Raw genomic sequence first — 13394 nt, 5'->3', positions numbered from 1 at the left:
TTGGGTGGCGCGGCGGCGGCCGAGGCCGCGCGGCCAAGAAGGAGTGCGCCGCCCACGCCTAGGATCGAAGTGTGTCCCTGCTCCCCTTGATCTTCACCGCGGGCTGGGCCAGCGGTATCAACGCCTACGCCGTGGTGCTCTTGTTCGGCTTGTTCGGCGTCACAGGGCTTTCCGACGAGGTGCCGGAGGGCCTGCAGCGCACCGACGTTCTGATCGCGGCCGCGGTGCTGTTCCTCATCGAGGCGGTGGCCGACAAGGTCCCGTACCTCGACACGTTCTGGGACACGCTGCACACCGTGGTGCGCCCGGCCGCGGGCGCCGTGGTCGCGGCGCTCATCGCGGGCTCCGACGACTCGCTGACGCAACTGGCCGCGGCGGCGGTGGGCGGAACCACCGCGCTGGTCAGCCATCTCGTCAAGGCCGGGCTGCGGATGGCGATCAACACCTCACCGGAACCGGCCAGCAATATCGTGACCAGTGCCGTGGAGGATATCGCCGTCGCGGGCGTCGTCACGCTCGCGATCTTCCATCCGGTGACCGCGGCGTTCGTGGCGGGATCGTTCCTGCTGATCGGCCTGGTCTCGGTCGTGTTGCTGGCGAGCCGGATTCGCCGCTACCGCCGTCGGCGTCGGGAACGTCGCCGAGCCGGGCGAGTGGCCGCGGCCGGAAATCGAGCGTAGTCGTATGGTGGCTGGTCGATCTCAGATCGCCACCATTCGACTACCGTCGATTCGCGGCAAACAGCGGGCGTGCCGCGCCAGTCGACCACGCGGCACGCCGGGCGGGGCGCCCCGTTGCGCCCGCCGTCACTACGGGCGGCGACGTTCGCATCCGGGCGGACGCACTGGTCGGATGACATTCCACCCGGGACGTCGCCGTCGTGGCGGTGGCGCGGTAGCCCGTCGGCCGGCGTGAGCAGCTACTGCTCGGGCAGTCGACGGCGGCCTCCGGCCACGTCGGTTACCAGATCAGTGTAGCCGTCGACGAGTTCGGCCAAGTGATACCAGTGTTTATGGGTATTGTCACTGCGCGGCCCGTCGACATCGATGGCCTGGTTCGCGTTCACCCAGCTGCGCGCCATGCGGTCCACCACGGCGCCGAGGCTCTCGGTGTGCAGCGAGGCGCCGTTGCGATGCTGCGGCATCTCCTGCGCGATCCAGTCGTTGATGTCGTCGACGAGTTCCCCACGCCGACAATCTATTTCGGCGACCAGGTGGGCGTCGCGCACCTCGGCGCGCCGAGCGTGCAGCTCGGCGAGCGCGTGCGCGGACCGCAACAACTCGCGGTCCTGGAAGCGCCGTCCCTGAAACGCACACAAAATCTGCGGAGCCGTCGGCAGTACCCCCACCGTCGGCGCGCTCATCGCCACACCCCTGATTCACCCGACACCAACGCGCTATGTACCAACATGATTGGCTCTCGATTCGGTCATCCCGGTCATCGGATCGGTTGTTCGCAACTAGGCTAGCTGGATCATGCTCTTACAGATGCAAGAACACAACAGAAAACGCAATATTGCGTTCCCTCTGCGGCGACTTGCTTTCGCACGCCCTCGGCACACCCCCAGCCATGCAGGTAGGACATGTTCCGAGCTATCCGATGACGCCAATGCCGATGCGTAAGGGGACTTTCCACCCCCGGCCGCGTTAGCGGACACTTCGCCCGAACCGACCCGAATCCCCCACATGTCTGGGCATGGGATCTAACCGAGGCCGCCGCACACACGATGCCGCGGTGTCCTTCGTTCGTGCGGCGATGAGCGCCGCACCGATCGCACTTCACGCGTCGACCGAAAGCAGGTGACGGCGCCGCGCCGACTCGGCGGGGTCGTGTTCACCCGCGCCCTGAATCTCTTCCTTCACCGACGACATCGGCCACAACGCAGCCGATCCCGCCTGCGCGCAAGCCCTGCCGATCACGATCGAGTGGTTCCGGCGAAGAACTCGATAAACATCGCGTCAGTCACTAGACGCACTGTCTACCGAGTGCTAGCGTGTTGCCTACGTCACTCCGGCGCAGACAACGCATCGGACGGTCCGGTCGCCGACGACGACGGCCCCCCAGCACAAGGTGTAATCCCATGTACGACACGATCATTGCCAACGGCCGCTGGTTCGACGGGACCGGCGCACCCTCGGCGATCCGGCACCTCGGCATCCGGGACGGGCGGATCGCGAACGTCTCGGCCCACCCGATCGACGACCCGGACTGCCCGAATGTCGTGGACGCCACCGGGAAATGGGTGATCCCCGGCATCATCGACATCCACACCCACTACGACGTCGAAGTGCTCCAGAATCCGGCACTGCCCGAATCGGTCCGGCACGGCGTCACCACGGTGCTGCTCGGCTCGTGTTCGCTGTCGACCGTGCACGTCGGCGCCTCCGACGCGGGTGACCTGTTCGCCAGGGTCGAAGCGATTCCGCGCAAACACGTCGTCAAGGCGGTCGACGAGCACAAGACCTGGAACTCCGCGCACGAATACGCGGCGGCGCTGGAACGACTGCCGTTGGGCCCGAATGTCGCCGCGTTCATCGGGCACTCGGACATCCGCGCCGCCGAGCTGGGTTTGCAGCGCGCGACCAGCAAAGACGTGCGACCCGACGCCGCCGAACTGGCCGCGATGGAGGCGAAGCTGGCCGAGGCGCTGGACGCGGGGTTCGTCGGAATGTCCTCCCAGCAGCTGATGTTCGACAAGCTCGACGGCGAAGTGTGCCGGTCGCGCACGCTGCCTTCCACCTATGCGACGACCCGGGAACGGCGCAGGCTCAACGCCATCCTGCGGCGGCGCGGGCGGGCGTTGCAGGGTGGACCCGACGTGGCACGGCCGCACAGCCTCGTCACGATGGCGGCCTCCAGCCTCGGCCTGTTCCGCAAGCCGTTGAAAGTCAGCCTGCTGTCGGCCGCCGACATCAAGGCCATTCCCGGCGTAGTGCACGTCTTCCCGCTGATCGCGCGAGTGCTGAACGCGCTGGGCGGCGACTTCCGTTGGCAGCACCTTCCGGTGCCCTTCGAGGTCTACGCCGACGGCATCGACCTGGTGGTGTTCGAGGAGTTCGGGTCCGGCGCCGAGGCGTTGCATCTGGCCGACCAGGTGGACAAGCGCCGGGAACTGCTCCGCGACGAGCAGTACCGGCGGCGCTTCCGCAAGGACTACGACAAGAAATACGGTCCACGCGTCTGGCACCGCGACCTGTTCGACGCGGTGATCGTCGAATGCCCCGACTCGACGGTGATCGGCAAGTCCTTCGGCGAGGTGGGCGTGGAGCGCGGCGGCGTGCATCCCGTGGACGCGTTCTTGGACCTCGTCGTGGAGTACGGCGGCAAGGTGCGCTGGCGCACAACGATTTCCAATCATCGGCCGGAAGTCCTCGATCGGCTCGCCGCCGACCCCGGCGTACAGCTGGGCTTCTCCGATGCGGGAGCGCACCTGCGCAACATGGCTTTCTACAACTACGGCCTGCGCTTCCTCCGCCGAGTGCGCGACGCGGCGGAAGCGGGCCGCCCGTTCCTGTCCGTGGAACGTGCGGTACACCGGCTCACCGGTGAACTCGCGGACTGGTACGGCCTGGATGCCGGACACCTGCGGGTGGGCGATCGAGCCGATGTCGTCGTCCTGGATCCGGCTCGGTTGGACGATGCGCTCGACGGCTATCACGAGTCCCCCGTCGCCCCGTTCGACAATCTATCGCGCATGGTGAACCGCAACGACCAGACAGTCTCCGCGGTGTTCGTCGGCGGCGTGCCCGTCTTCCGCGAGGGCACACCCGATCGAGCGCTCGGCACCCGCCGGACCGGCCAGTTCCTCCGCGCAGCCACCACTCGGTAGCCCCAAGGCCCGTCGGCAGCCACCACCATCACCGCCGTGCAAGCATCCGGGGCGGACTCGTCCTACCGCCCCTGTTCGGAACGCTGATGCTCGCGCCACGCCTTCTGAGTCGCGGTCAGCTTCTGGCGAGGAGTTCGGTTTCGGAAGAAGTCCACCGCCAGTAGCACCGGCACGATGAACGCCTGGAAGAAGATGAGATACGAGCCGCCCTCGAAGAGGAAAGCCAGGTAGAGCGCATAGCCCAGGTAGAGGGGCCCGAGAATGCCGTTGATCAGGCGCGAGACATTGCTCTGCCGGTTCTCCGCCATGGCCATGGCGATCATGACGACGCCGCTGACCGCGAGCAGACCTACATACCAATTGAACACATTGCCCCCCAGAGAAATCGGCCGCACCGGTCGGTATGGCCGCGCGGCGTCACGATAGCACCGACCCCGGCAAGACGGCCATCGGCTTTCAGCACCGGGAAAACCGGGGCGTCATGGAGAAGTCATGTCGAGAGATCGTTCGCCGCGCCGGAGCCGTTGGTGGACAACGCCATCTCACGATCCGGCTCGCCCTGGTTGGTGATGGCGGTGGGGATCTTGGGGAGGGCGTGGGGGTGGTGGCGGCCGAGCCAGTTCAGCAGTTCCTCGCGGACGGCGCAGCGCAAGGTCCAGGCGTCGTCGGCGTCCGCGGCCGACATCGTCGCGCGCACAACGATATTGGTCGGCGTGCTGTCGGTGACGAGCAGGTTCCAGTTGCGGCCGTCCCAGTCCGGGCGGTCGCGAAGGTAGTCGTGCAGGTGCTCGCGCAGCAACGGCACCGGAGTGCTGTGGTCGAGGTGCAGGAACACGGTGCCGGTGATCTGCGGGCCGCCGCGCGACCAGTTCTCGTACGGCTTGCTGTTGAAGTAGGAGACCGGCATGGTCAGGCGGCGGTCGTCCCAGATCCGCACGGTGAGGAAGGCGAGGGTGATTTCCTCGACGGTCCCCCACTCCCCCTCCACCACAACGGTGTCGCCGATCTTCACCGAATCACCGAAGGCGATCTGCAATCCGGCGATCAGATTGCTCAGCGTCGACTGCGCCGCGACGCCCGCGATGATGCCGATGACGCCCGCCGACGCCAGCAGCGAGGTGCCCAGCGTGCGCAGGCTCGGGAACAGCAGCAGGATCGCCACCGCCGCGGTCGTCACCACCAGCACCGAGGTGATGATGCGGCGCACCAGTCCGAGCTGGGTGCGCAACTGGCGCACCCGCGAAATCTCGCTGGTGTGCTCGGCATAACGGCGCAGCAAGTTCTCGGCGACCGCGTCGGCCACCCGGATGACCAACCACGCCGCGGCCATGATGGCCGCCGCGGCAAGGATGTTCCTGATCATCCCGTCTTGGCGTAAGTCCAACTCCGCCAAGGGATATGTCGCGTGCAGTGCCACCGCGCCGAGCAGCGCTTGCAGGGGAAGCTGCACGCGGCGCAGCAGCATCGGCAGGTGCGTACCGGGCCGACGGCGCGCGCTGTAGCGCAGCAGCCAATCGACGAGCAGTCCCGTCGACACGGTGATCGCGACCGTGCCGAGCAACACGATCAGCGGCCGTAGTACGTCTTCCACGAGATCGAACTCCTCTCGTCGGCACCTCGGCCGGAGTGCGCCGCCGCGTGTTTCGACGAACGCACCCCGGCCAAGGCGCTTCGATCACTGCTCCGGTGCGCCACTCGGGCGTCCGCTCACAGCAGGACCAGGGTGAAACTCAGCACGGAGAGCACGAGAATCCATGCCGCGATGGTCAGGTGAATGGAACCCGCTTCGTCGGTCGAGCCGGAACGGTGTCGGCGGTCGGCACGATACTGCGGGTGCGAAGCCGGAACGGCCACGTCGTCCTCCTTCAGTCGGCTTTCCTCAGCCAGTCGCATACCCGCTTTCGCGGAAGATCGACATGACGACTCTGTGGCGAATCCCACCGCCGAATTCCGCCGCGAAGCATGCCTTTTCGCTATCGCACCAGCACCGCCGCACTGGTAAGGGGCCGGTCGGCGTTCTTACGGTCCGCCGAGCCGAGCCGCGGCGTCGACCCGGATCGTCTCGCCGTTGAGCATCGGGTTGTGCATCACGTGCGCCACCAGCTCGGCGAACTCCGCGGGTCCGCCGACGCGGGCCGGGTGCACAGCGCGCGCCAGCGACGCTCGCTGCGCGAATTCGGGCAGCCGACGGAACATCGGCGTATCGAACATCCCGGGCGCGACGGTGACGACGCGAATCAGCACGCCCGCGAGATCGCGCGCCACCGCCAAGGTCATTCCGGCCAGGCCCGCCTTGGACGCCACGTAGGACACCAGCCCGGCCGGAGCGTCGAATCCGGCGATCGACCCCGTGTTGACGATGACACCGCGCTCCCCCGCCACGGGCTCGAGCCGCGCCATGCGTTCGGCGGCGAGGCGAATCACGTTGAAAGCGCCGATCAAATTGACCTGTACCACCTGCGTGAACTGCTCCAGCGGGAGCGGACCGGAAGCGTCCAGCGTCAATCCGGTGCGATCGATTCCGGCGCAATTGACCACGGCCCGTAGCGAACCGAGCTCGGCGGCACGGTCCAAGGCAGCGGCTACGTCGCGCTCCTCGCACACGTCACCGACGACCTCGTGCACCGAATCGCCCTGGAGCGCTCCGGATTCGGCGGGCCGGGTATCGAGCACGACCGCTGTCGCGCCCGCCTCTGTCAGCCGCCGCACCACGGCGAGCCCGAGCCCCGACGCACCACCCGTGACGAGAACGACCGAACCTGCGATATCCACGGATTCACCTCACTTGTCGACCGGATCGGCGTGCCGGACACGGGCCGCACCTGGCAGATCGGCGCTGTAGGTCATCCTTCGCATGGCCGGCACGCTTCTGTGTCAGCCAACATAGAATGTGCTCGGTGGTTAGTCAATGGTCGATGGCTTAGGCTCGACGCACCGGAAATGGAGACAGGAAGGACTGCAGTGGCCGATCGACGCGCCGAGACCACCCGCGAGAGCAGGCGGATGCTGATCGACGCCGCCTCCGCACTGTTCGTCGAGAAGGGCTACCAGCAAACGACTTTCGCCGACGTGGCGCAGCGGTCCGGGATCAGCCGCGGCTCGATACCGTGGCATTTCGGGAACAAGGAGGGCTTGCTCGCCGCGGTGCTCGACCAAGCCTCGGAGGCGCTGCTCGAGGCGTCCGACGACGCCGACGCGGCGGAGTCACCGCAGGCCTACGACCTCGTGGCGCAGGCCAAGCGATTCACGATGGCGCGCACGTCGCTGCTGTTCGTCACCCTGTACGTCGAAGCGGTGAATCCGGCGTCCCCGATTCACGACAAGTACGTGGCGCTGCACGAACGGCTACGGCAGTCGACGAAGCGGTGGATCGAGCGCTTCGTCCGCCTCCCCGAGACCATGACCGCCGACGGCCTCGCGACCGTCCTCGTCGGCGCGGCCATCGGCATCCATGTGCAGAGCGCGATGGCGCCCGACCGGATCGACATCGACCGAGCCATCGATCAACTCGGTGAGCTGCTGAAACCTCTTGTCGTCGAGCCGGAAACGGACCGCTGACGGCCGGTCAGGCGTGGTCGCGCACGCGTCCTACTGCATGGCGAAGCGAAGCAGGGCCTGCTTGTCACCCTGCTTGATCTTGCCCTTGCGGTTGAGAACTTCCAGCTGCCAGGCGTTGCCGTTGCGGAAGGCGCGTGCCACCGCGTTGGCGTTGTCGGCGCCGAGCAGGGAGGGCCAGATGTCGGCGACCTGCTGGCTGCTGCCGCCCGAAGCGTCGTAGATCTTGAACGAGATGTTGTTCGCCTTCTCGAAGGAGCTGCCCTTCTTGAAGGCCGCCGCCACGAAGACGATGGCGTCGATGCCGCCGGGGACGTCGGCGAAGGTGACGTGCACCGTCTCGTCGTCGCCGGCAGCGGCACCGGTCTGCGCGTCGCCGGTGTGCAGCACCGCGCCGTTGCCGAGCGGGTCGAGCGAATCGAGACCCGCGAAACGGACCGGCTCGGCGCCCTGCATGAGGATGGCGATCAGGTCCAGATCGACGCCGCGCTTGCGGCGCGCCCAGCCGAGCGCCCCGCCGCTGGTACCCGCCGAGGGGTCCCAGCTCACGCCGACGCTCAGCTTGGTGATGCCTGCGAGATCCGCGGCGCCGTCTTCTTTCCGGAGCGTATGCATGACCCGGTTCCCCTCCTGCCGCGCCGGAGCATCGGCGGCGGCTCGCGTTCGGGCACAACGCCCCTGGTGTCGACCACGACCCTACCCACGACTTCCGACCTCGACAACACGAAAACAGGCCGGTTACCGCCGCGGCGACGGCGTTCGATGAATCAGGACAGTCGCCGCAGCAATTCCTGGGCGACGCCCGCCGATGAGGCGGGGTTCTGGCCGGTGATCAGGGTGCGGTCGGTGACCACGTTCGGTGACCAGGGGTCGGCTTCGCGGAAGTCGGCGCCGATCTGCACGAGGCGATCCTGGAGCAGCCACTTCGCCTTGTCGGCGAAACCCGCTTGTGTCTCTTCGGCATTGGTGAAACCGGTCAGCGCGTAACCGGCGAAAGCGTTGGTTCCGTCGGGCTTGGTGGCGGCGAGCAGCGCGGCGGGCGCGTGGCACACCACGGCAAGCGGCTTGCCGGAATCCAGTGCGGCGGTGAGCAATGCGCCGGAGGTTGGGTCGACGGCGAGGTCTTCCATCGGCCCGTGCCCGCCGGGATAGAACACGGCGTCGTAGTCGGCGAGATCGACGTTCGCCAGCGCGACCGGATCGGCGAGCTCGGGAGTCGTGGACACCACCCGCGCACGATGTTCCGCGGTCTCCTCGCCGCCGTTGACCTCGGGCGCGAGACTGCCCTGGTCCACAGTGGGCACCACGCCGCCCGGAGTGGCCACCACGATCTCGTGGCCCGCGTCCTTCAGCGCCTCGAAGGGCACGACGAACTCCTCGGCCCAGTATCCGGTCGGGTGCTTGGTGCCGTCGGCCAACGTCCAGTGGTCGACACCGGTCATTACGAAAAGAATCTTCGCCATACCGCGACGGTAGGCCCGACCGGCCGGGACTCACCAATAGGAATCGGCATAGGAGATATCGAGATTTCGATACCGGCCCAGTGTTGACATCATGTGATGTCAACAATACCGTCGAGGGGTGCCTGTTTCAACGGTGAGACGCGAGGACGGCGACATGAGCACATCGGCGTACGAGGACCAAGCACACGCGATTCACGCGCGCGACGTGCGGTTCGATTTCGATTCGGTCCCCATGCACTACATCCCCGGCGAGGTGATGGCGACCCACATCATCAACGTCATGCACCTGGTGCTGCCGGAGGGCGAGCGGGCCATGGCGCAGGCGCTGGCCGAGGCCCTGCCGCTCATCGACGACGAACGCTTGCGCGAGGAGGTGCAGGGGTTCATCGGCCAGGAGAACATGCACGCCAGCTCGCACGAGAAGGCGCGCAAGCACCTGGAGTCGATCGGACTGGACGTCGCCCCGATGGTCGACACCGTCTCCTGGCTGGTCGACCGGGTGCTCGGCGACCACGGCCTCACCGGGCGCGCCAAGCACCAGTGGCTGTGCGAGCGGCTCGCCCTGTTCGCGGGGATGGAGCACTACACCGCCGTCATCGGGGAATGGCTGCTGACCAACGACAAGCTCGAGGCCAAGAACATGCATCCGGCGATGCTGGATCTGATCCGCTGGCACGGCGCGGAAGAGGTGGAGCACCGCAGCGTGGTCTACGACGCGTACATGCACGTCGACGGCGGCTATTTCCGCAAAGCGCGGACCGGCGTCGTGGCCAGCCTGTCGCTGCTCGCGTTGTTCGTCGTCTCCGGCGGCTATTTGTTCGGCAAGGATCCGGAACCGAGCAAGGGACGGTACTGGCCGCTGCAACTGCTGAGCGCCTCGGCGCGCGGGGTGGTGCCGCGCTTCACCACGTTCTTCACCGAGATCCCCCGCTACTTGCGGCCGGGCTTCCATCCGTCCCAGCTCGGTCCCATGGATAACGCGATTCGCTACCTGGCGCAGTCGCCCGCGGCTCGCGCGGGTGAGGCGTGAGCGCCGTCGTGACCGGGAGCTACCGCCCGCCGCTTCCGGCCCGCGCCATGGCCGGGCTACTCGACGCCTACAAACGCGCCTTCACCGCCGAAGCGACAGCCGGGCTGCTGTCGCGACCGAAGCCGGTGCGGCGCACGGGTTTCGACATGCGGCTGCGGATCGACGCCCGTGTCGTCGAGGCCGAGGACGTGGTGAGCCTGACGCTGCGGTCGCCCACCGGGGCCGAGCTGCCGACCTGGATTCCCGGCGCGCACATCGATGTGTTCCTGCCGTCCGGACGGCAGCGCCAGTACTCGCTCACCGGCGACCCCGCGAGCCGGGTGCAGTACCGAATCGCGGTGCGCCGCATCGCCGATGGCGACGGCGGTTCGCGCGAGCTGCACGAGCTCCGGGAAGGCGACCTGCTGCGGATCCGTGGGCCGCGCAACGCCTTCACCTTCGTCACCGCACCCGCGTACCTCTTCGTCGCCGGCGGGATCGGCATCACCCCGATCCTGCCGATGGTCACCGAGTGCGCGCACCGCGGTCTGCCGTGGCGGCTGATCTACCTCGGGCGATCGCGGGCGAGCATGCCGTTTCTCGGCGAACTCGAACGCTGCCGCGGCGGCCACCTCGAAGTGCGGCCGGACGACGAGTTCGGCGTCCCCCATCTCGACGCCCTGATGACCGAGGCGCCGCGCGGCGCCGCCGTGTACGTCTGCGGGCCACCGCCGCTGATGGAATCCGCGCGGCGCGTGCTCTCCGCCACCGACCCGACCGCCTCGGTGCACACCGAGCGGTTCTCTCCGCTGCCCGTCCAGGACGGCCATCCGTTCCGAATCACGTTGCGGCGCATGGGGGCAACGGTCGAGGTCGGCGCCGACGAATCCGCGCTGTCCGCCATCCGGCGGGTCCTGCCTGGTACGGCGTTCTCGTGCCGCCAGGGCTTCTGCGGCACCTGCAAGACGCGGGTGCTCGACGGCGAGATCGACCACCGTGACCGGCTGCTCACGGAGTCCGAGCGGGATTCCACCATGCTGACCTGCGTTTCGCGCGCACTCGGGGACGAACTCGTCCTCGATCTCTGACCACGGGCAACGGCGCCCGTTCCGGAAAGGAAGACCCTTCATGGCCGCACCCAGCGGAACAGGCCCCCAGCACCTCGCGATCGTCGTGATCGGCGCGGGCATCGCGGGCATCGGCCTCGCCGTCAAGCTGCGCGAAGCGGGCTTCGACGACTTCGTCCTGCTCGAGCGCGCGAGCGACCTGGGCGGCACCTGGCAGGCCAACACCTATCCGGGCTGCGCGTGCGACGTGCCCTCGCACCTGTACTCGTATTCGTTCGCGCCGAACCCGGATTGGTCGCGCACCTACGGAACCCAGCCGGAGATCCTCGCCTACTTGCGCTCGGTGGCCGAGCGGCACGATGTGGTGCGGCACATGCGATTCGACACCCCGCTGGTCCGCGCGCGGTGGGACGAGGACGCGCTGCGCTGGCGTATCGAGACGGAGCGGGGCGAGCTCACGGCCGACGTGCTGATCTCGGCGGTCGGCCCGTTCAGCGAGGCCAAGATTCCGGACTTCCCCGGGCTCGGCGATTTCGAGGGCACGCAGTTCCATTCGCTGCACTGGGATCACGAGCACGACCTCACCGGCGAGCGCGTCGCCGTGATCGGGACGGGCGCGTCCGCGGTGCAGTTCATCCCGGAGATCCAGCCGATCGTGGGGCGGCTCACGGTGTTCCAGCGCTCCGCGCCGTGGATCGTCTCCCGGATGGACCGGCGCACGCACGCCGTCGAGCGGGCGCTGCTGCGGCGAATGCCGGTGCTCGGCAAGGCGATCCGCGGCGCGTACTTCGCCGGAATCGAGAGCTTCGGGCTGGTCGGGTTCGTGGATCGGCGGTTCCGGCACCCGTTCCAGGCGCTGTCGCGGTGGCAGCTGCACCGGCAGGTCGACGATCCCGCGCTGCGCGAGAAGCTGACCCCCGACTACATGATCGGCTGCAAGCGCGCCATCTTCTCCGACGCGTACTATCCGGCGCTCACCAGGGACAACGTCGAGGTGGTGACCGAGCGCATCGCGGAGATCCGGCCGCGGTCGATCGTCACCGACACGGGCGCGGAGTACCCGGTCGACACCATCGTGTGGGGCACCGGTTTCGGTCCGCTGCCGCAGTTGTACGAGCGGATCGTCGGCAAGGACGGCCGCTCGATCGCCGAGGCGTACCGGGAACGTCCCGGCAGCTATCTCGGGGCGGCCGCCGCCGGATTCCCGAACATGTTCTGCACGCTGGGTCCGTTCGGCGCGGCGGGCAACCAGTCGGCCATCTACATGATCGAGGGGCAGATCGGCTACATCGTGGACGCCCTGAAGACGATGCGCGCCAAGGGTATCCGGCGCGTCGAGGTGCGTCCCGGCGTGCAGCGGTCTTTCCTGAACGAGATGGAGGAACGCAGCAGGGAGACCGTCTGGCTGAAAGGCGGCTGCGATAGCTACTACACCACCGCCGACGGCCGTAACGCCGGTCTGTATCCGGATTGGAGCTTCCAATATCGGCGCCGGGTCGCCGAATTCGACGCCGAGTCCTACGAATCGAGTCCGCGATGAGCGCGAACACCTTCCACACCGTGCGACAGCTGTTGCGAGCGGTTCCCGCCGCGCTGGCCCGCAGCCCGGAACAGTACGACGTGGCGGGCAAGGTCGTGGTGATCACCGGCGGGGCGACCGGCATCGGGTTCGCCCTCGCCCGGCTGCTGCGCGAGCGAGGCGCGCGGGTCGCGCTGGTCGACATCGACGGCGCGGCGGCCGACGCCGCCGCGGCACGGCTCGGCGGTCGGGCGATCGGCATGCGAGCCGATGTGGCGGATCGCGCGGACACGCGGGACGCGATCGCCCGGGTGCGCGAGCACTTCGGCGGCATCGACGTCGTCGTGGCCAACGCGGGCATCGTGCCGAAACCATCGAGCATCCGGCTGATGGATCCGGCGGATTTCGACCGCGTCCTGGCCGTGAACCTGACGGGCGTCTTCAACACCATCCACCCGGCTCTCGACGACATCGTCGCCGCGCGCGGGCACGTGGTCGTCGTGTCGTCCTGCGCGGCGTTTGCGCCGGGGATGGGCGGCTCGCCGTACATGGTGAGCAAGGCGGGCGTCGAGCAGTTCGGCAGGGCGCTGCGCGTCGAGCTCGCCGCCTCGGGCGCGACCGCGGGCGTCGCCTATTTCGGCGTCGTCGATACCGAGATGACGCACGGCACCCTCGATGACGACGACATGGGCGCGGAATTCGGCGACCTGCTGCCGTGGCCGCTGAACAAGCGGATCAGCGCCGCCGAGGCCGCCGCGTCCATCGCCGACGGCATCGCCCGGCGCGCACCGCGCACGATCGCGCCCGCGGGCTGGGAGCCGTACGCCATGCTGCGCGGCGCGCTGAACGTGGTTCTCGACCAGCAGCTCAGCACCGACGAGCGGGTGCGCTCGCTGACGAACCGCCTGGAACAGCGCATCAGGGCGGACCGGACGGTTGTGAACTGACTCAG

General features: G+C 68.0%; 14 protein-coding genes. 7 read left to right on the top strand and 7 right to left on the bottom strand.

Going from position 1 to position 13394, the window contains the following annotated elements:
* Positions 1 to 71 precede the first annotated feature (71 nt).
* Positions 72 to 680: a DUF4126 domain-containing protein gene (locus tag FB390_RS15475; protein ID WP_141809576.1), complete on the top strand. Its 609-nt coding sequence runs from the start codon at positions 72 to 74 to the stop codon at positions 678 to 680.
* Between the two features lie 239 nt (positions 681 to 919).
* Here the strand turns inward: FB390_RS15475 and FB390_RS15470 are convergent, their stop codons facing one another.
* Positions 920 to 1279: a DUF4254 domain-containing protein gene (locus FB390_RS15470; protein WP_141811795.1), complete on the bottom strand. Its 360-nt coding sequence runs from the start codon at positions 1277 to 1279 to the stop codon at positions 920 to 922.
* Between the two features lie 801 nt (positions 1280 to 2080).
* Here FB390_RS15470 and FB390_RS15465 point away from each other — a divergent pair.
* The gene (locus tag FB390_RS15465; RefSeq protein ID WP_141809575.1) at positions 2081 to 3829 is read left to right on the top strand and encodes an N-acyl-D-amino-acid deacylase family protein; all 1749 of its coding nucleotides are present in this window, start codon (positions 2081 to 2083) and stop codon (positions 3827 to 3829) included.
* A gap of 62 nt (positions 3830 to 3891) precedes the next feature.
* On the opposite strand, the gene FB390_RS15460 is transcribed toward FB390_RS15465, so the two are convergent.
* The 4 genes from FB390_RS15460 to FB390_RS15450 all read right to left on the bottom strand — a co-directional run bounded on the left by FB390_RS15460 (position 3892) and on the right by FB390_RS15450 (position 6601).
* Entirely contained in the window at positions 3892 to 4197 is a 306-nt protein-coding gene (locus FB390_RS15460) for a hypothetical protein (protein ID WP_141809574.1), read from the bottom strand.
* Positions 4198 to 4319: 122 nt separating this feature from the next.
* Positions 4320 to 5420 carry a mechanosensitive ion channel family protein gene (locus tag FB390_RS15455; RefSeq protein ID WP_141809573.1) on the bottom strand — a complete coding sequence of 367 codons (1101 nt, stop codon included), beginning with the start codon at positions 5418 to 5420 and terminating at the stop codon, positions 4320 to 4322.
* A 116-nt stretch (positions 5421 to 5536) separates the two neighbouring features.
* Positions 5537 to 5683, bottom strand: a complete 147-nt coding sequence (locus FB390_RS33535) for a hypothetical protein (RefSeq protein WP_185757042.1) — start codon at positions 5681 to 5683, stop codon at positions 5537 to 5539.
* A gap of 165 nt (positions 5684 to 5848) precedes the next feature.
* Positions 5849 to 6601 carry an SDR family NAD(P)-dependent oxidoreductase gene (locus FB390_RS15450; protein WP_141809572.1) on the bottom strand — a complete coding sequence of 251 codons (753 nt, stop codon included), beginning with the start codon at positions 6599 to 6601 and terminating at the stop codon, positions 5849 to 5851.
* Positions 6602 to 6790: 189 nt separating this feature from the next.
* Between FB390_RS15450 and FB390_RS15445 the strand changes: the two genes are divergently transcribed.
* The gene (locus tag FB390_RS15445) at positions 6791 to 7387 is read left to right on the top strand and encodes a TetR/AcrR family transcriptional regulator (RefSeq protein ID WP_141809571.1); all 597 of its coding nucleotides are present in this window, start codon (positions 6791 to 6793) and stop codon (positions 7385 to 7387) included.
* Positions 7388 to 7417: 30 nt separating this feature from the next.
* On the opposite strand, the gene FB390_RS15440 is transcribed toward FB390_RS15445, so the two are convergent.
* Positions 7418 to 7999, bottom strand: a complete 582-nt coding sequence (locus FB390_RS15440) for a TerD family protein (RefSeq protein ID WP_141809570.1) — start codon at positions 7997 to 7999, stop codon at positions 7418 to 7420.
* 152 nt (positions 8000 to 8151) lie between these two features.
* Entirely contained in the window at positions 8152 to 8847 is a 696-nt protein-coding gene (locus FB390_RS15435; protein WP_141809569.1) for a type 1 glutamine amidotransferase domain-containing protein, read from the bottom strand.
* Positions 8848 to 9001: 154 nt separating this feature from the next.
* Between FB390_RS15435 and FB390_RS15430 the strand changes: the two genes are divergently transcribed.
* From FB390_RS15430 to FB390_RS15415, 4 genes are read left to right on the top strand one after another with little or no spacing between them, the layout of a single operon-like run.
* Positions 9002 to 9877 (top strand): metal-dependent hydrolase, encoded by an 876-nt coding sequence (locus tag FB390_RS15430; RefSeq protein ID WP_141809568.1) that lies wholly within the window; start codon positions 9002 to 9004, stop codon positions 9875 to 9877.
* 47 nt (positions 9878 to 9924) lie between these two features.
* Positions 9925 to 10944: a PDR/VanB family oxidoreductase gene (locus FB390_RS15425; protein ID WP_141811794.1), complete on the top strand. Its 1020-nt coding sequence runs from the start codon at positions 9925 to 9927 to the stop codon at positions 10942 to 10944.
* Between the two features lie 40 nt (positions 10945 to 10984).
* Positions 10985 to 12463: a flavin-containing monooxygenase gene (locus FB390_RS15420; RefSeq protein ID WP_141809567.1), complete on the top strand. Its 1479-nt coding sequence runs from the start codon at positions 10985 to 10987 to the stop codon at positions 12461 to 12463.
* Positions 12460 to 13389: a short-chain dehydrogenase/reductase gene (locus FB390_RS15415; protein WP_141809566.1), complete on the top strand. Its 930-nt coding sequence runs from the start codon at positions 12460 to 12462 to the stop codon at positions 13387 to 13389. The genes FB390_RS15420 and FB390_RS15415 overlap by 4 nt, the downstream gene beginning before the upstream one ends.
* Positions 13390 to 13394 lie beyond the last annotated feature (5 nt).

This window comes from Nocardia bhagyanarayanae (assembly GCF_006716565.1).
Classification (GTDB): Bacteria; Actinomycetota; Actinomycetes; order Mycobacteriales; family Mycobacteriaceae; genus Nocardia; species Nocardia bhagyanarayanae.
This window is presented reverse-complemented; position numbering and strand designations above follow the sequence as displayed.

What these genes read in the sequence shown, in the direction of transcription:
- FB390_RS15465 (WP_141809575.1), top strand. Translation starts at nt 2,081, where the DNA reads ATGTACGACACGATCATTGCCAACGGCCGCTGGTTCGACGGGACCGGC.
- FB390_RS15415 (WP_141809566.1), top strand. Translation starts at nt 12,460, where the DNA reads ATGAGCGCGAACACCTTCCACACCGTGCGACAGCTGTTGCGAGCGGTT.
- FB390_RS15425 (WP_141811794.1), top strand. Translation starts at nt 9,925, where the DNA reads ATGGCCGGGCTACTCGACGCCTACAAACGCGCCTTCACCGCCGAAGCG.
- FB390_RS15435 (WP_141809569.1), bottom strand. Translation starts at nt 8,847, where the DNA reads ATGGCGAAGATTCTTTTCGTAATGACCGGTGTCGACCACTGGACGTTG.
- FB390_RS15440 (WP_141809570.1), bottom strand. Translation starts at nt 7,999, where the DNA reads ATGCATACGCTCCGGAAAGAAGACGGCGCCGCGGATCTCGCAGGCATC.
- FB390_RS15420 (WP_141809567.1), top strand. Translation starts at nt 10,985, where the DNA reads ATGGCCGCACCCAGCGGAACAGGCCCCCAGCACCTCGCGATCGTCGTG.
- FB390_RS15430 (WP_141809568.1), top strand. Translation starts at nt 9,002, where the DNA reads ATGAGCACATCGGCGTACGAGGACCAAGCACACGCGATTCACGCGCGC.